The sequence below is a fragment of the Pseudomonas sp. B21-023 genome (genome assembly GCF_024749165.1).
Classification (GTDB): Bacteria; Pseudomonadota; Gammaproteobacteria; order Pseudomonadales; family Pseudomonadaceae; genus Aquipseudomonas.
In genome coordinates, this window is sequence record NZ_CP087190.1 from 3,622,020 (window position 1) to 3,636,698 (window position 14,679).

General features: G+C 58.4%; 21 protein-coding genes. 5 read left to right on the top strand and 16 right to left on the bottom strand.

What is annotated here, in order from left to right:
- Window positions 1–2: 2 nt before the first annotated feature.
- The 15 genes from LOY42_RS16150 to LOY42_RS16215 all read right to left on the bottom strand — a co-directional run bounded on the left by LOY42_RS16150 (window position 3) and on the right by LOY42_RS16215 (window position 10,280).
- Window positions 3–1,229, bottom strand: coding sequence for a phage portal protein (locus LOY42_RS16150; RefSeq protein ID WP_214501395.1), 1,227 nt, complete (start codon window positions 1,227–1,229; stop codon window positions 3–5).
- Window positions 1,226–1,369, bottom strand: a complete 144-nt coding sequence (locus LOY42_RS16155) for a hypothetical protein (RefSeq protein ID WP_214501394.1) — start codon at window positions 1,367–1,369, stop codon at window positions 1,226–1,228. Before LOY42_RS16155 ends, LOY42_RS16150 begins: the two co-directional genes overlap by 4 nt.
- Window positions 1,370–1,378: 9 nt before the next feature.
- Window positions 1,379–3,115, bottom strand: a complete 1,737-nt coding sequence (locus LOY42_RS16160) for a terminase large subunit (protein WP_258598400.1) — start codon at window positions 3,113–3,115, stop codon at window positions 1,379–1,381.
- 8 nt (window positions 3,116–3,123) lie between these two features.
- Window positions 3,124–3,600 (bottom strand): phage terminase small subunit P27 family, encoded by a 477-nt coding sequence (locus tag LOY42_RS16165; RefSeq protein ID WP_258598402.1) that lies wholly within the window; start codon window positions 3,598–3,600, stop codon window positions 3,124–3,126.
- 115 nt (window positions 3,601–3,715) lie between these two features.
- Window positions 3,716–4,105, bottom strand: coding sequence for a hypothetical protein (locus tag LOY42_RS16170; protein WP_258598403.1), 390 nt, complete (start codon window positions 4,103–4,105; stop codon window positions 3,716–3,718).
- The gene (locus LOY42_RS26670; protein WP_408981060.1) at window positions 4,005–4,424 is read right to left on the bottom strand and encodes an HNH endonuclease; all 420 of its coding nucleotides are present in this window, start codon (window positions 4,422–4,424) and stop codon (window positions 4,005–4,007) included. Before LOY42_RS26670 ends, LOY42_RS16170 begins: the two co-directional genes overlap by 101 nt.
- Window positions 4,390–4,713, bottom strand: coding sequence for a phage holin, lambda family (locus LOY42_RS16175; protein ID WP_258598405.1), 324 nt, complete (start codon window positions 4,711–4,713; stop codon window positions 4,390–4,392). Before LOY42_RS16175 ends, LOY42_RS26670 begins: the two co-directional genes overlap by 35 nt.
- 933 nt (window positions 4,714–5,646) lie before the next feature.
- Window positions 5,647–6,333: a hypothetical protein gene (locus LOY42_RS16180; protein ID WP_258598407.1), complete on the bottom strand. Its 687-nt coding sequence runs from the start codon at window positions 6,331–6,333 to the stop codon at window positions 5,647–5,649.
- Window positions 6,334–6,343: 10 nt separating this feature from the next.
- On the bottom strand, window positions 6,344–6,676 hold the full coding sequence (locus LOY42_RS16185) for a hypothetical protein (protein ID WP_258598409.1): 333 nt from the start codon (window positions 6,674–6,676) through the stop codon (window positions 6,344–6,346).
- A complete protein-coding gene (locus tag LOY42_RS16190; RefSeq protein WP_258598411.1) occupies window positions 6,673–7,959 on the bottom strand; it encodes a site-specific integrase in 1,287 nt (428 codons plus the stop codon). The genes LOY42_RS16185 and LOY42_RS16190 overlap by 4 nt, the downstream gene beginning before the upstream one ends.
- The gene (locus tag LOY42_RS16195) at window positions 7,956–8,252 is read right to left on the bottom strand and encodes a DUF1364 domain-containing protein (RefSeq protein ID WP_258598413.1); all 297 of its coding nucleotides are present in this window, start codon (window positions 8,250–8,252) and stop codon (window positions 7,956–7,958) included. The genes LOY42_RS16190 and LOY42_RS16195 overlap by 4 nt, the downstream gene beginning before the upstream one ends.
- Entirely contained in the window at window positions 8,234–8,446 is a 213-nt protein-coding gene (locus LOY42_RS16200; protein WP_214501382.1) for a hypothetical protein, read from the bottom strand. Before LOY42_RS16200 ends, LOY42_RS16195 begins: the two co-directional genes overlap by 19 nt.
- Window positions 8,443–9,126, bottom strand: a complete 684-nt coding sequence (locus LOY42_RS16205; protein ID WP_104444122.1) for a replication protein P — start codon at window positions 9,124–9,126, stop codon at window positions 8,443–8,445. Before LOY42_RS16205 ends, LOY42_RS16200 begins: the two co-directional genes overlap by 4 nt.
- Window positions 9,123–9,866 (bottom strand): helix-turn-helix domain-containing protein, encoded by a 744-nt coding sequence (locus tag LOY42_RS16210; RefSeq protein ID WP_408981061.1) that lies wholly within the window; start codon window positions 9,864–9,866, stop codon window positions 9,123–9,125. Before LOY42_RS16210 ends, LOY42_RS16205 begins: the two co-directional genes overlap by 4 nt.
- A gap of 207 nt (window positions 9,867–10,073) precedes the next feature.
- Window positions 10,074–10,280: a Cro/CI family transcriptional regulator gene (locus tag LOY42_RS16215; protein ID WP_258598418.1), complete on the bottom strand. Its 207-nt coding sequence runs from the start codon at window positions 10,278–10,280 to the stop codon at window positions 10,074–10,076.
- A gap of 104 nt (window positions 10,281–10,384) precedes the next feature.
- On the opposite strand from LOY42_RS16215, the gene LOY42_RS16220 reads away from it, so the two are divergent.
- Genes LOY42_RS16220 through LOY42_RS16230 form a run of 3 tightly spaced genes read left to right on the top strand, consistent with a single transcriptional unit; the run spans window position 10,385 to window position 12,960 of the window.
- Entirely contained in the window at window positions 10,385–11,272 is an 888-nt protein-coding gene (locus LOY42_RS16220) for a LexA family transcriptional regulator (protein WP_258598420.1), read from the top strand.
- Window positions 11,273–11,299: 27 nt separating this feature from the next.
- On the top strand, window positions 11,300–12,118 hold the full coding sequence (locus LOY42_RS16225; protein ID WP_258598422.1) for a HipA family kinase: 819 nt from the start codon (window positions 11,300–11,302) through the stop codon (window positions 12,116–12,118).
- An 11-nt stretch (window positions 12,119–12,129) separates the two neighbouring features.
- Entirely contained in the window at window positions 12,130–12,960 is an 831-nt protein-coding gene (locus LOY42_RS16230) for a DUF3037 domain-containing protein (protein ID WP_258598424.1), read from the top strand.
- A 45-nt stretch (window positions 12,961–13,005) separates the two neighbouring features.
- Here the strand turns inward: LOY42_RS16230 and LOY42_RS16235 are convergent, their stop codons facing one another.
- A complete protein-coding gene (locus LOY42_RS16235) occupies window positions 13,006–13,335 on the bottom strand; it encodes a DUF1654 domain-containing protein (protein ID WP_258598426.1) in 330 nt (109 codons plus the stop codon).
- 671 nt (window positions 13,336–14,006) lie between these two features.
- Between LOY42_RS16235 and LOY42_RS16240 the strand changes: the two genes are divergently transcribed.
- Entirely contained in the window at window positions 14,007–14,390 is a 384-nt protein-coding gene (locus LOY42_RS16240; RefSeq protein ID WP_217847483.1) for a helix-turn-helix transcriptional regulator, read from the top strand.
- A gap of 19 nt (window positions 14,391–14,409) precedes the next feature.
- Entirely contained in the window at window positions 14,410–14,676 is a 267-nt protein-coding gene (locus tag LOY42_RS16245; RefSeq protein ID WP_258598430.1) for a hypothetical protein, read from the top strand.
- Window positions 14,677–14,679 lie beyond the last annotated feature (3 nt).

Below are 14,679 nucleotides of genomic sequence, written 5' to 3' on the forward strand. Positions count from 1 at the left end.
GGTTATTCCTGCTTCGTTACGGGTAACGGCTTGCCGTCGGCGCCGAGCAACTGCGTGTTGACGTTGAGCAACATCGAGTCGAGGCCTTCCAGCTGGTTGAGGTCTTCCAGCACACGCACTTCGTTGCGGCTCATCCAGCCGTCTTGAATGGCGATGCGGTAGAACTCGGCGCGCTCTTTCGGAGTGCCGCGCAACAGGCCGGCCAGGTTGAACTTGACGTAGTAGCCGGCCATGCGCTCGGCGCGGGTGAAGACGCGGCGGTTTACTTCTTCCTCCCAGTTCTTCACCCACGGCATGACCGTGTGGCGCACGAACTGGATGGCCTGTTCGCTGATGTTCGAGAACGTGGCCTTTTCCAGGTCGTTGATCATGTGCGCCGGCACGTTGAAGATGCTGGCAATCTCGCTGCGGGTCAGCTTGCGAGTCTCGAGAAATTGCGCATCCTCGGGGGCGATGGTCAGCGCCTTGTAATCGAGGTCGGCGGGCAACAGCAGCGTCTTGTTGTCCGAACGCTTGAGCCGTTCCACGGCGGCGCGCCAGACCGTTTTCAGGCGCTCCCAGCTGGTGTTATCCAGCTTCCCGTCCTTGACGGTGACCAGGCCCGTAGGCCGGCCGCCGCCCTCGAAAAACTCCTTGCCGTAGCGCACCGTGGCCATGCCCAGGCCGATGGTGTCGGCGTTCTGCCGGATGGGGCTGATACCCATGCGCCGGTGCGAGCCGATGGCGCGCAGGTGAATCATGTCCTCGGGCGACACCGCCAGCGGCGCGCCGTCTTCGTCCTGGGTCGAATACACCCAGCGATTGCCGTTCTTCACCAGCTCGGTGTGTTGCGGCTCATGCATTTCCAGCGACAGCAGTTCACCGCGGCGACTGCGCACCGTGCGCGTGTAGCCGTTGCCCCACCCGAGCACATGGGCTTGCTTGGTTTCCCGCCAGCGGTAGGAGGTCTGCCAGGTGTTCGGCTCATCGTGCAGCAGGTAATGGGCCGGGTGGTCGGTGGCCACCTCGATCCGCCCGTTGACCTTGCGCAGCACGCTCAGCGGCAGCTGGGCCATGGAGCTGGACAACACGTAGATGCACGCATACACCGCCGTCAGACGCATGGCCGAAGCCGGGCTGACGCTGATGCCCTGCCCTTCAAACAAGTATTCGGTCAGCTCCTTGCTGTTCATCGGCGTGCTGGGCGCCTCCAGGCTGCTGCGCTGCTCGAACATCGCGCCCAGGATCATCGCCACACCGCCTTGGCGGCGCCGGCCAGCAGCAGGCCGCCACCGACCATCAGGGCCACCCCCGCCCCGAACTGGACGTAGAGGCCTGCGACGAACAGGCAAAAGCCTGCCGTCCCGATAGATTCAGGAAGCCATTTCATCGTAGGGGCTCACATAGCTAATAGGTCGTCTTCGGTCAGGCTGGCCAACAGCCCTTCCGGCTCAAATTCGCTGACCATGGCGCGGTTCATCGCCATCAGCGCGGCGACAATGCCGTCGATTTTGCGCATGTCGGTCTTGCCTTCGTCGGCCTTCATCGGCGTGATGCAGCCCTTGAACGGACGCACCACGACGTTTCCGGCCTGCCAGGCCAATACCGGGTCGCTGGAGTGGCGCACGCGACCGGACAGCAGCGCCGCTTCCAGCTCGCGCATGGGCAGGTTCATGCTGGCCACGCCGCCGCCCATTTCGACTACCTCGGCGCCGTCCTTCTGCAGCTGGTGGGCCAGCTGGGTGGCGCGCCATTTGTCGTAGGCCACTTCCTGCACGTCGAACATGCCAGCGAATTCGCCCACCATGTCGCGCACCAGGTCGAAGTCCATTTCCTCGCCGTCGCACACCTCCAGCAACCCAGCGTTGGCCCAGGCCTCGTAAGCGGCCTTGTTGGGGCCGCCCCGCTCTATCGCGCCTTCGGGCAAGAACGACTTGCAGAAGATGGTCCAGCGGTTGACCCACTTGCCGCTCCCCGGGACCAGCTCCACCTTGTCCAGGAACACCAGCGACACCGCGCAGATATCCGATTTGCTGGCCAGGTCAATGCCGATCCAGCAGCGCTGGCCCAGGAACTGATCCAGGGTCAGCGTGGGGTCGCCGCACGCCTCCCAGTCGGCCATGTTTAGCCAGGCTTCTTTGGCGCTGACCCAGATGTTGAGGTGCTTGGTCTTGAACGCGTTTTGCCGTGACGGGTAACGCGTCGCGTCGGCCTGGCGTTTCAGCAGGTACTCAGCCCCGACCGAGACGCCGTAGTTGGGGTTAGCCTTGCGCAGGACCGCCGGGTCTTTCCAGTCGTCGTCCTCGTCAATCGCGTAGATGATCCCGAACAATTCGTCGTTCGGTACCGTCCCTTCCAGCTTGTCGATCACCTGGGCGCGCTGCAGATAGCACGGCCCGGCGATGTTGTAGCCCGCCGTGGTGATGGCGAACATCATCGGCTGATCACGGGCGCCCATGCCGGTCAGCATGGTTTCGTAGAGCGCGGCCGAGGTGTGTTCGTGGAACTCGTCCACGATGGCGCAGCTCGGTGACTGGCCGTCGCCGGGGTCGCCGATCAGGGGTTCGAACTTGCTTTCGTCGCCGATCACCGACAGGTTTTTCGCCGCGACCTGGATGCCGAAGGCCTCGACCAGCTCGGGGGTGCGTCGCACCATCTGCCGCGCCGGCTTGAACACCTCCCAGGCCTGCCGCTCGGTGGTCGCACCGCAATACACCTCAGCGCCGAACTCTCCGTCCATGACCAGCATGTACAGGCCGACGCCGGCGGCCAGCACGCTCTTGCCGTTCTTGCGCGGCACCTCGATGTAAACCTCGCGGTACCGCCGGCGGCGGGTCTTCTTGTCGACCCAACCGAAGATGCTGCAGAAGATGAACAGCTGCCACGGCTCAAGCTTGATCAGCTCGCGCAGCGCCGCCCATTTGCCCTTGGCGTGCGGCAGCAGCTGGATGAACACCGCCACCTGCTCGGCCGTGTCGCGGTCGAAGGCCCAGCGAAAGCCGCGCTTCTTCGACTTGGCCAGGTCATCCAGGTGAAGCCGGCAGGCACGACTCACGTACTTGCATGCCGGGATCTTGCCGGCCACCACGTCGCGGGCGTACTTGTTCGCCGCGTTTACGTTCGGGTAGCTGGCCATGTCCTAACTCACTTCGAGGCCCGCCCTCCTTTGAGCACGATGAACGGGTTTTCTGGTTTATCCGGCCCGCCACTGCCCATCAGGCGCGCACGGCTGGCCGGGTCCAGCCCGAGGGCTGCCCCGAAGCTGGCCAGCTGACGCAGCGCCTCATTGATCACGGTGCAGGCGGGGTTCTTCTTGAGCACGCCTTTGGCGTCCACGACGGTGATGCCCTTGCTGGCCACTTCTTCCTCAGCCAGCCGCCACCGCTCATAGGCAGCGCAGAAGACCGCCAGGTTGTGCGTGTCGGTGCGGGTCATGATCCCGACCTGGGTCAACCACGGCGCAATGGCGCCCCACATTTCAACGGCCCATTCCCCCAGCCACTCCGGGGCGTCTGGTGTTTCCGCCAGCGGCGCCGGCGCAGGGCCATCCTTCTTGAGTTTTCGCTTGCCGGGATTGCCCTGCAGCAGCTTGAGAGCGGTAGGTTTCGCGGGTCGCCCCATCGTTCAGGCCTCCCGATTTTCTGGAATGCGATTTTTTTTAATTTCGCGGGTGTGTGAAAAAGGCTGGGCGATCGGTGGAGAGAGACGAAAGCTGTAGAAATATTGCCCCACCCCCTCAATTGGCCGATTTTTGACCACTTTTCGCTAATTTTGCCCGCAGACTCTCGCCATCGATAAAGGCAGCCAGATGAGGAAACGGACGCTCTGGCACACCGTCAGCGGCATGCATGTATGCGTCAATTGCTGCCACTAACTCATGCAGAACACGCGAAATCAGCTCTGGAATTCCAAGCTTATGAATGTTTTTCCAGGAGTACAGCGCTCGATCCAGGTGCCAGTCACCATGGCGGATCAGTTCGGTACTTCGGCTGCGCTTAATCGCTTTTTCGCGCAAACGCATAGCTTCACGCGCCAGGCGAACGGCCTGACCGCGCCCGCGCCGACTCTGCCGCCGTTTTGAACTTGTGGCAGTTTTCATTGATGGCAAACAGGTTGGATGAGTCATTTCTTCCCCCTTCAAACTTCGGTGTGCGATGGTCAACCTCTGTAGCCGGCAGGCGCCGACCATTGCATTCAGGGCACTGGCACAGATAACGGTCACGTTTGAGCACTGCCTTAGCTAGCTTGCGCCATGCCCAGTCATAGCCGCGCTGCTCAGCAGTGCCACGACCCGGGTTGCTCCAACCAACTGCCAGCGAGGCATGCGCGCCGCAGTAACCATTGCTATCACTGGTTTTACCGGGACACATAGGTACACGACAAGGACGCTTGGCTTTCGGTGGCATGACATCAGCCGCCAATCTGTCGGGCGGCCACGCGATCATAGTAGCCGCGCACTTTCTCGACACCCAGGAAGCCCACAGCGCCACCGGCGAATGTGGCCATACTCTGCGGCAGGCCAAGCCATTCCAATAGCGGGACAAACGACAGCGTCACCAGTCCACACAAAGCGCCCTCCAGGCACATTTGACGGCGGCTACCACCGCCATACATAACACGCAGTACGGCGATACCAACGGACAAGCCTGCTGCATAAAGCTGTGGCTGATGTGCGATCAACCATGCGAGCACAGCGGCCCACAGGCCTGGGTCCTTTTCTGGCATGTTCGGCATCTCGATTCCTCCCGTTTCGGGGAGCTAAAATGAAAAAGGCCCGCCAATTGGCGAGCCTCTCGAAGGGTTCAATGCAAATTTCAAGCTTATGCGATCAGTACTAAGCAAGCTAATGCAATGAAAAAATACTTTATGCTACCGATCCATCTGCATTGAGGAAGTCCCACGAAACATGGCACTTATTAGTATACGAAGTCGTAAGTAGGAAATAAACTCCATTACCAGCCGGAACGAAGTAGTCGTCAAACTTAACGCAATCCGCCAAAAACCTAACGCAAGTAGTATCGTTTCGACCCAGTGGTTTGACTGGACCATAAACATAAGCGTAGTCGTAGATAGGATTATGCAAAGATCTAATCACTAGACCATGCAAATTCTGCTCCGGGGCAACGATAGTATGCACCTGATTTACGCTACCATTTACGTCTTCGTTCTTGAAATTTTTACCGAGAGTGCGAACTGTCATAGATTTACCTTAGAAAATGATTGAATAGATTCATTAGGCAGTATTAGCGCCTAACCACTATCGCTCGAGACTCAAAGGCCTTCTCTAGAAAAACCCAAGATGCGCATTGCGCGCACCGCGTGGATCTGACAATGGAGCAGTCGTATTATCTCACCCGAATACTGTACATGCAACCAGTATTTTGACCTTGATTGATCCTACTCCCTGCAGTTGCAGGGCACCGACTTACTTGAAATGGAGATTTGGAGGGTGGCGGGAATCGTGCCCCTGTCAGGCCGCAGTTTTGGCGCCTCCCCCAGTCGCCACGCAGACTGTTACCCCTTCACGCGTCTACCGGGCTTTAAACATCTCCTGAAACGACAAAGCCCGACACACTGGCCGGGCTTTTGTTGATCAGTCCTAAACACACGCAGGAATGACAGGATGGCGATAATTTCTCTCACTCTATCACTGATGTCAACAGGCAATTACGCAGCATCCTTGATCAGCAGCCCTTCCGCCTCAAGGATGGTGCGCACCTCAAGCAAAGCGTCGTCAATCATTCCGTCGAGCTTGTCCTTGATGCCGGCCCGCCAGCGGTACCGCGTCGGTTCGGGAGTAGCATCGGTATCCCAGGTGTTCATGTCGTAGAAGCTGGCCGGCAGGACGATCAGGTCCTCGGCCAGCGCCTCGGCCTTGGACCGCTCAGCCTGGCCAGCGGCGAGGGCCGCGTTGACCAGCCGCTCGCGTCTCCACTCTGGCGCATCCAGGGGGATGTCCACGACCACCGACCGCGGACCTTGGCGACGAGTGCCCTTGAGCTTCGGCACGGCCCAGGCAGTCACGGCCTTGTAGATGAACAGCTGCGGCGCTGGACTGGCGATCAGTGGCGCGATGCCTGAGATCCCGTGAAGCCGCTTGGCCTTGTTGGTGGCGTACTTGGCGTTGAGCGCGTTCCAGTGGCGCGGGATCAGCAAGTGGTGCAGCCGCGCTGACAGCCAGTAATCCACCTGAGCGCGATCACAGCCGCCGCTGCTGCCGCCAAGTGAGGCGAGGCACCCACCCTCTTCTTCTGCCGACTTATAGAGCTTCTGCCATGCCTGGCCCTTAGCAGCACCCTTTTCTCCTGCCGCCAGAGCGGCAACTACTGCACCCGATACGCTGCTGTAGATCATTCCTTTCCCCTCAATCCCCGGTGTAGTTGGTGCCGCCGGCGCCGCGGCGATTGTTCTCGTGATACTGCCGCTCCGGCCCCTGCGAACTGCCCGCCCCAAGCAGTTCCCTGGCCTTTGCAATCTCGGCCAGAGCGTCCCTGAGACGACTGTTGAGCACCGGAACGATGTCGCTCGCCGCAAGAGGCTTGAGTGAGTGTCCGCAAAGCCATCCAGCCCCCAAGCAGTGCGGACAATCCATCTGATGGAACACACCAATGAAGAGTCCGCTTCCGCCGCAGGTGGTGCACTCGATGATGAACTTGAGCTCTCGCCGGAGAGATGGTCCATGGCGCTTCCCTGTCATTTCGAATCCTCGCCTATGGTTGTTTCCTGAATCTCGTTGCAGGCCTTGTGCTGCGCTGCTTGCGGGCCATTACCCGAATCTGCGTTTCTAGCCTCCTTCTTCCCGTGGATGCGCTCGAAACCCTTGCTGTCGAGAAAGGCATGCCACTGCTCCAGAGCGTCACGCTTGCGCTCCTCGGCGGTGGTCTGGATGTACACCTGCACGTTGTGGCCCATGGCGTGGTTGATCAGCAGTTCGCCAATCAGGAAGTCGATGCCTTGGTCCGCCCAGCACCCCCTGGCCAGCTTGCGCAGGTCGTGGCTGGTCCACTCGCCCTGCCCCAGGCGGGTGAACACCTCGGCTGCCTGTTTCTCACTCAGGCAGCGCCCAGACCTTCCCGGGAACAGGAAGCGCCCGGTGTAGCCCTGAGCCTGCTGGAACTCGCGGTACTGAGTCAGCAGCGCACACACCTGGTCGGTCAGCGGCAGCGAGTGTTCCACCCGGGTCTTGGTGTGCTCGGCTGGCAGGTACCAGCGGCGGGTGGCCAGGCTGATGTGCGGCCACTGCGCCATGCGGGTCTCGCCGACACGGTTGCCGTGGCACAGCATCAGCAGAGCCAACACGGCGTCGGCGGGCGCCTGGGCGTTGGCCTCGGCCAGCAAGGTCAGCAGGTGTTCGATCTGCTCGGCACGCAGACGGGCGGCCTTGGGCTTGATCCGCGCCTTGGTGAAGTCGCCGAAGCGCATCCCTGCCATGGGGTTTGTGGCGATCATCCCCAGGGCCTGGGCCTTCTTGAACGCATCGGCCAGCAAGCCGAACACCAGGCGCACGTACTCAAGCGATAGCTGCTCCTGCAGCGGCCACACCAGGTCGCGGTCCAGCGTGCTGCGACTTACATCGGCCAGGGCCATGCCGCCCAGGCGCGGAATCAGGTGGCGGCTGATCGCCGACCTGGCCGTGGCTTTGCGTTTGGCCGACAGGCTGCGGTTGCGCTCCAGGCGATCAGCGAACCAAGCCAACAGCTCGCCGACCTGCTCCCAGCCCGACACCGTGGCGACGTTATCGGCGACCAGGCGCTGGCGGATCTCCGGCAGCGCGGCCAGCACCACCTTGGCGGACTGGTCGGGGTAGGCGCCGATTCGGTGCCAGCGCTTGCGCACCACCAAGTACCAGGTGCCACGCGGACGGGCCTCTGTGAAGCGGAAGCGCAAGCCTGGATAGCGTGGGTCGCGTAGCAGCGCGGCGGACAGGTCGCCGCCCCGGCGGCGCAGCTCAGCGTCGGAGAATGCAATTACCGAAGTCATGCAATCAGCACCCCTTCGTTCAGCAACGCGGCCTGGGTGCGCATTACGCCCTCGGCGTGGTACTGCCGCGCAATGTCACGGTCGACCACTCGACTACGACTATCACAGGCATCATGGCAGGCGCTGCACGCCCAAGCGCCCTGCATGTCGTGTGGTTTCATACCGACACCGCAAGTGCCCGCCATGCGGTAATGCGCAAGCACGGTGGTTTCGGGGTTGCCGTTGCACACCCCGGGAATGCGCACTTGGCACTCCCGGCCGCGTGCGGCCTTGGTCAGTTTCGATTGCCGCATGGGCTGTCTTCTCCATGAAGGTCGATGACGGTGTAAGCGCTCGGCCACATGAGTTGGCCATGAGCGACGGCCGAAGCTTCGTCGCGATAGAGCGCAATGGGTGGATGCGAGGTACTGGAGAGCCCGAACAGGTCGGAGCGGCAGTACAGCGCGTATCGGTATTCCGTAAGGTCAGGTGCAGGAAGCTCGATCATCGGCCGAGCATCCTGGATCGGATCGCCGCCAGGGCTTCATTCCCCACTTTTGGTGTGCGCTGGCCTGGCACCTCCGCAGGAAGAGCCAGCGGCATCCTCTGCAACGGCTCACCTGCGACCAGGCGCCGAACGGCAATCGTGTAGTTGCGCTCGAACAGCTTGGCGCTCACATCGGTAGCCAGCTTGTTCAGGTTCTCGAAACCACTTTCCTTGGCGGCATGCCAGACCGCGTCATGGGTCCACTTGCCCTTCCCTGCCATGGCGGGATGCGCGTTACGGCAAGCCTCGCGGAAGGCAGCAGCCAGCGGGGGGAGGCCCAGCATTTCCGGCGAAGGCTGGCACCACTCGATGAATTTCCCAGGTGCCGGGATGAACTCGCGGCCGGATTGTCGGCAGCGCATCAACCCGAATTGCAGTTGCTCCGGGGTGTTGATACCGGCCTCGAGAAACGCAGTCAGCCATTGTTGCTTGGCGGCCTTGTACGTTGCTTCGTCCGGCCACGCTCGCTGCCAGGCGCTGCAGATCGTGCGCAGATCGCGGAACAGATCGTTGATCACCGCCGCAGTTTTGCGATTGAGCTCGGCCTTCACGTCGGCAGGCAGCGAGTAATCCGAGGGCACGTATTGGCCAGCCTGAACCTTTGCCCACAAGCCATGAGCCACGGTTGCAACCTGATTCATTGGCCGCCCCCTTCCCCGATCCAAGACGTGTCATCGTCATCGAAGCTGGAGCGCTGCGATCCGCCGGTGCGAGCAACGGGCGAGCGCGCAGCACGGGCGAGATCGGACTTCACCCAACTGACCAGGGCGGCCAGCCACTGCTTTTCGGTTTGGGCCAGGCCCTTGGCATCGTGGTGGAGCACAAAGCCGGATATGGCAACCGTGTTGAACTGATCCAGGGTCAGACCTGCCCGACGGGCGTAGGCTTTCAGCAGTTCCGGATTCGGTTCCCAGTCAAGGGACATTGCGAACGGCTCGCGCTGAGAGAGAGTAGATTGGTTCAATGACGGATTGGGTGCAGCTGCTGCACCCCGTTCTGCGTTTTGCTGCACCCCGTTCTGCTGTGAGCTGCACCCCGTGCGGTTTCCTGCACCCCGCTCAGAACGAGGTGCAGCAGATGCACCCCGCTTAATCAGCAGGTCGTAAACGACGGGGCGACGGTCGCGGCGATCGATATGGGCAGCAGCAATTGCCTGGTTACCTTCAGCGATCCAACCGGCCTGGGCGAGCTCATCTAGCTTCAGCCGTACTGTTCGCTCAGAAAGGCCGGTGTCGTCGGAGAGAGTCGAGGCAGAAGGGAATGCCCCTCTTCCATCGCTGCCAGCGTAGTTGGCCAGGCAGAGCAGTACATGGCGGGCTGCAGGATTCTCAAGTGCGGTTTTCGGGATGGCGAGTGCCCAGGTCATAGCTTGTACGCTCACGCGTGCCACCGTTGCGATGGACATTGAGCGACAGGCGCACCATTGCGCGTAGCATTGGAGAGATGCATAATCGATCCCGCTATTAAGAAGTTAAGAAAGCCGGGCTGCCACCCGGTTTTTTTGTGCCCGAGATTCGGGTACTGGATAAATCAGCAGGTGTTTCAGCCATCTACTGGCACAATGCCGGATGACACAGAATTCGTCTCGTTAGGCCTCGACACGGATTGCGCCGGGACGACTCGGGAACGGGCGCAGCTCCTCCCCCTCCAACGTCCCATCGTCGTTCTCAATTACGAAAATGACCCGGCCAGCCTTGACCGCCTTGGCGATGGCAGGTGCGCTCACATCGAGCCCCTTGGCGACAGCGGTCTGGCCGATTCGCTCTACAAGCTCAGGCAGCAGTGTTCGATTCATGGCATTTCCTCAGTAGTGAACAGGCACAATATTAACCGCCGGTTAGTATTTATTCAACACCGGCGGTTGAGGCAGTTCAATTAACCTCCGGTTAAATTCCGCGCATGACGAAAAAGAAAGATCTCTCTCCCGAACTCAAGGCCGAGTGCGAGGCAGCCAAAAGGCTGTTCACTCAGAAAAAAAATGCGCTTGGCCTGACGCAGGCAAAGATGGCCGAGGCTGCTGACATCTCGCCGGCCGGCGTAGCCATGTACCTGAATGGCACCAACCCTCTAAATGCAAAGTTCGCGGTTGTGCTGTCCAGGCTTCTCCAAGAGCCTGTGGATCGTTTCAGCCCTAGGTTGGCTGCTGAGCTCGCGCAGATGCAGGGTGCCCAGGTGAAGAGCGCTGAAGGCTCTGAAAGCACTGCAGCTGAAAAGGTCTTAGAAATGCTGCGCAAACATGGCGGCAAGTCGCTGGATGCCACGGCCCAGGACAAGATTGCGAGAGCGGTCGCTGATAGCCTGTCCGGAGCCCCGACTTCGTTAACAGCGGCCAGCCACGCTGCAAATATGTTCGCTCCAGGCCATGGCGATATCTCTATCCCCCAGTACGATATCCGGGCGGCCATGGGCCACGGCCAGGTACCGGCTGAATACAGCGAAGTCATTCGTAACGTGGTCATCCGCGAAGAAGTACTTCGCGAGAAAGGTTTGACCTACACCTCTGCTCAAGCCCTTTCTATGATCACGGGTTGGGGACAGAGCATGGAGGGGACGATCAATGATAAAGATCCCGTGATAGTCGACCGTGGTGTGAATGATTATCAAGGTGAAGGTGTTTACGTGCTTTCCTGGCATGGAGATCTCTTGATCAAACGCATACAAAGGAAAGACGAGGATCACGTTTGGCTTATTTCAGACAATAAAAATTACGAAAAACAATCTGCTCACGTAGACGATGTGAGGATCCACGCCAAAGTTCTATTGGTCTGGAATGCCCGAAAAATTTAACTTGCCCGATGAAAGGTAGGGAGCATTATGGATAGTGCTGACTCAGTCGACCAAAAAGATTCAGAAGATAAGAAAAGACTCCCAATAGAAGCTGCTTATCAAAGACAGCTCATGCCTATCGATGTTATTACTTCCTACTCCAGCCATATGGGCACTGCTGATCTTCGGGTGATTGTAGAGGCTCGGGACGGAAAACACTACGCAGTCAAAACCACAGCAGACGGAGCAGGCAACGTGCCTGCTTCAGAGCTATTCTGTTATGAGCTGGCTTATCGCGTGTTGATACCCACCCCATCTTATGCTTTTATTAGCATGCCTACAGAGGGAGTCTCTTTTGGCTCCGCATGGGAAGGGGGCGTAGTAAACGGCGATTCAAAAATTAACTACCTTAGCTTCATACAAGACGTTCTCTCCGGCCAAAAGAAAATACCAAATCTAAAGGTATTTTTCAGCCGGCTTTTTGCCTTCGACCTCTTCGTAAACAATGTAGATCGCCATTGGGGAAACTATCTTTGGCGCACTAGCTTTAACGACTCGTACGTCGCTCTAGCATTTGACTTCAGCAGAGCATGCTTCGAATTAGGACACGACGGTTATCACGCCTTGTCGCCGCTAAGCAAAACCCAAGGCACCTTCCGGCTGCTGAATACCACCAAAAACTATGAGCGTTCCGAGGCGGTAGCATGCCTGGAGGCAATCCGGGCTATACCTACCGCAGAGGTCGAAGGAATCCTCGCGAATTTCCCCTCTGCCTGGATGGGTAAGGCAAAGCGACGCGAATACATTGAATGGTGGAATTCTGAAGCCAGACAGGCTAGAATTGACCATTTGCTTAAGCTTCTCTGATGGTGAACCTAATGCATACATTTAAATATTCAATAATTAAGTATATGCCTGACCCAATGCGAGGCGAGATTGTAAACGTTGGGCTAGTTATCTTCACCAACGAGAAACTTGACATACGAATGCTCGCCGCATCCGCAAAAGTAAGAATACTAGATGGGGCATCAGGTTTATCTGAAATTGAGTCTCTCCGGGACACCATCCTTGCATTTGGGGAAATGGCAACCTCCACGGAAGAAGCAATAGATTTCCTTCAAACATTCAAGGGCTCCTCGACCTACCTATCAGACCCTGCCTTTTTCGTGTTAGATGACATAAAACAGTACGAAACCAGAGTTCGTCATCTTTTCGACGATCTAGTTAAACCATTCGCAGCAAAAGAGAAGACTCAGCGAACCTCTAGACTCAATACATTCTTAAAGCAGTCTTTCGAAAGAATGGACATGTTGGGCAAGGACATAGATGACATTAGCCGACATAAGGTCGTCTACAACTACCCACTTAACGACAAAACCGGATTTTCCGCAGACTTCCTGCTCAAAAATGGAAAATTTCATATCACTGAAGCCATTGACTTCAACGTGAATGATACGAGCGCAAAGTTTAAAGAAACCACCATGAAGGTTATGACCTTTATGGAAGGGCGGAAATATTTAGGAGAAGACTCGGCTAGGTATTTTGTCTACGCAGCATCCTCTGACAAAGAGAAAGAGCTAATCCCTCATCTCAACCTAGCAGAAGAATATAGCGACAAAGTCTTCAATTTGAACTCAAAAGAAGAAACCCAGGAATATTTTAACTTAATGTCTTCATTAGTCGGCTCAACATTGGGGCATATACATTAGTTTCGCCCTGAAAAAAGCCCGCTTCGGCGGGCTTTTTCGTGCGCACTAGAAAGGGACTTTCGCCTCTCCATGGAGGACTAGTTGGAGCTCCACTCCCCTCTCGATAACAAGATCGTCATCCGTCGGTATACCCCACTGCAAGATCACCGAACCTTCATCACAGAAGGTCATTTCCAGGCCATCAGTCTCTGCCAGCAGCTCCATGATCGCATCCCAATCCTGATTGCAGTCCGTGTCCAGCTGATGGATCAGAACCCTTCTGCCGAACTGAGCAAGCGGTGAATTGATCATCGCTGAAACCCTCAGCCCCAGTTTCTCCAAGCCCGACAGCTCCTTGCGAGCCGTCGGCACCGAGAATACTTGTGCCGCTCCCATTTTTTTACCTCCGATACTGTATATCCGTACAGCCTTAGGCAATTTTAGCGCGCTTGCCAGGAAAAATAATTAACCGCCGGTATTGACGAATAATGAGCCGCCGGTTAACTTTTGCTCACTGCCGGATCGACACCGGCCAGCAACGAAGGCAGCGATGAACAGGCCTCAACTGTTCAGAGGGGTGGCAACTGCCCCGGGTGTGCAGGGTAAAGCACCAAGATCAGTTATCCGGCGGGAAGGTTCGCGGTCGGAGTCACCAACTAGAAGATCGCCGGAGGCCGACGCCAGTAGCGGGTCCCGGCAGGTTTCACTGGCTGGCCTTGGAGGCAGGGCCAGACGGGAAATCAACCGCCCTGGAGGGCAAGAGATGACCGGAGTATCCAAGCAAGGCTGCGTGCGACACGCCCGTTATCAAAACCGGGAGCTGGTCAGAGCTCGGAAAACCCGTCAGTGGAGCCTGGTCCTTCACTGCCGAATCAGTCGCGACGACTGGATGGCAGAGGCTCGCACCAAGCAGGCAACCAGCGCCACGTCAGCCTGACGTTAACTGCCCGATCACCTGGTCTTCCCCAGCACCAGGCTGCATCGGAGAGCCCTTCCCGACCCTACATCAACATGTTCAGGGAGACAGGCGGGATTGGCTCTCCAATGCAGCCCACCAAGGATCACTCATGGAAACGATCACCTGCGGCACATGGACAGGCCACCTTGGTAAAGGGTTGGCTCCTCGCGAGCTGGAAGCGCTTCTAGGCGTTGCCCAAGGCATGACCGCCAAACAGATTGCCCAGCAGATGCAGATCACCCCGGGCACTGTGGCCAACCGCATTGAAAACGCCATGTTCAAGCTCGGCGTAGCGCGTCGAGCAGCCGCAGTGGCCGAAGCCATGCGACGGCAGATCATCAGCCCGCTGTGCATAGCCCTTGCCGGCCTGATCGCTATGCATGCGGTCATCGATGACGGCGATCCACTGCGCCGCGACCGCAGGGCGCCCGAGCGGCGCACTGCCCAGATTCGAATCGTTCGTAAGGCCGAGGCCTTCGAGCATCACGCCTGAATCCCACGAGGATCATCCCATGCAGACAGCAATGCACCCAGCCTTCCAGGAGAAGGCAGATCTGCTCGCAGCCCTGCTCAAGCGAAGCAAGTCAGTCAGGGCTGAGGCCATGGCCAAGATCGGCCAGGGCGCCCCGCGATTCCAGGCATCTGGCAAGGGCCGGATATGGAATGTAGTCGAGATCGCGACAGGGTCCGTGCAGGGGTTCGCCTTCAGCTATCGAACGGCCCTGTTCTTCGTTGCTGCAATGGAGGCAGCGACAGCGAGCAAAGAAGCGGCAATATAACGA

Excerpts from the sequence above, each read along its gene's own strand:
- LOY42_RS16180 (WP_258598407.1), bottom strand. The coding sequence starts at position 6,333 with ATGATCTACAGCAGCGTATCGGGTGCAGTAGTTGCCGCTCTGGCGGCA.
- LOY42_RS16230 (WP_258598424.1), top strand. The coding sequence starts at position 12,130 with ATGCATACATTTAAATATTCAATAATTAAGTATATGCCTGACCCAATG.
- LOY42_RS16185 (WP_258598409.1), bottom strand. The coding sequence starts at position 6,676 with ATGACAGGGAAGCGCCATGGACCATCTCTCCGGCGAGAGCTCAAGTTC.
- LOY42_RS16155 (WP_214501394.1), bottom strand. The coding sequence starts at position 1,369 with ATGAAATGGCTTCCTGAATCTATCGGGACGGCAGGCTTTTGCCTGTTC.
- LOY42_RS16205 (WP_104444122.1), bottom strand. The coding sequence starts at position 9,126 with ATGAATCAGGTTGCAACCGTGGCTCATGGCTTGTGGGCAAAGGTTCAG.
- LOY42_RS16190 (WP_258598411.1), bottom strand. The coding sequence starts at position 7,959 with ATGACTTCGGTAATTGCATTCTCCGACGCTGAGCTGCGCCGCCGGGGC.
- LOY42_RS16215 (WP_258598418.1), bottom strand. The coding sequence starts at position 10,280 with ATGAATCGAACACTGCTGCCTGAGCTTGTAGAGCGAATCGGCCAGACC.
- LOY42_RS26670 (WP_408981060.1), bottom strand. The coding sequence starts at position 4,424 with ATGATCGCGTGGCCGCCCGACAGATTGGCGGCTGATGTCATGCCACCG.
- LOY42_RS16220 (WP_258598420.1), top strand. The coding sequence starts at position 10,385 with ATGACGAAAAAGAAAGATCTCTCTCCCGAACTCAAGGCCGAGTGCGAG.
- LOY42_RS16195 (WP_258598413.1), bottom strand. The coding sequence starts at position 8,252 with ATGCGGCAATCGAAACTGACCAAGGCCGCACGCGGCCGGGAGTGCCAA.
- LOY42_RS16235 (WP_258598426.1), bottom strand. The coding sequence starts at position 13,335 with ATGGGAGCGGCACAAGTATTCTCGGTGCCGACGGCTCGCAAGGAGCTG.
- LOY42_RS16160 (WP_258598400.1), bottom strand. The coding sequence starts at position 3,115 with ATGGCCAGCTACCCGAACGTAAACGCGGCGAACAAGTACGCCCGCGAC.
- LOY42_RS16200 (WP_214501382.1), bottom strand. The coding sequence starts at position 8,446 with ATGATCGAGCTTCCTGCACCTGACCTTACGGAATACCGATACGCGCTG.
- LOY42_RS16245 (WP_258598430.1), top strand. The coding sequence starts at position 14,410 with ATGCAGACAGCAATGCACCCAGCCTTCCAGGAGAAGGCAGATCTGCTC.
- LOY42_RS16175 (WP_258598405.1), bottom strand. The coding sequence starts at position 4,713 with ATGCCGAACATGCCAGAAAAGGACCCAGGCCTGTGGGCCGCTGTGCTC.
- LOY42_RS16150 (WP_214501395.1), bottom strand. The coding sequence starts at position 1,229 with ATGATCCTGGGCGCGATGTTCGAGCAGCGCAGCAGCCTGGAGGCGCCC.
- LOY42_RS16240 (WP_217847483.1), top strand. The coding sequence starts at position 14,007 with ATGGAAACGATCACCTGCGGCACATGGACAGGCCACCTTGGTAAAGGG.
- LOY42_RS16170 (WP_258598403.1), bottom strand. The coding sequence starts at position 4,105 with ATGACTCATCCAACCTGTTTGCCATCAATGAAAACTGCCACAAGTTCA.
- LOY42_RS16225 (WP_258598422.1), top strand. The coding sequence starts at position 11,300 with ATGGATAGTGCTGACTCAGTCGACCAAAAAGATTCAGAAGATAAGAAA.
- LOY42_RS16165 (WP_258598402.1), bottom strand. The coding sequence starts at position 3,600 with ATGGGGCGACCCGCGAAACCTACCGCTCTCAAGCTGCTGCAGGGCAAT.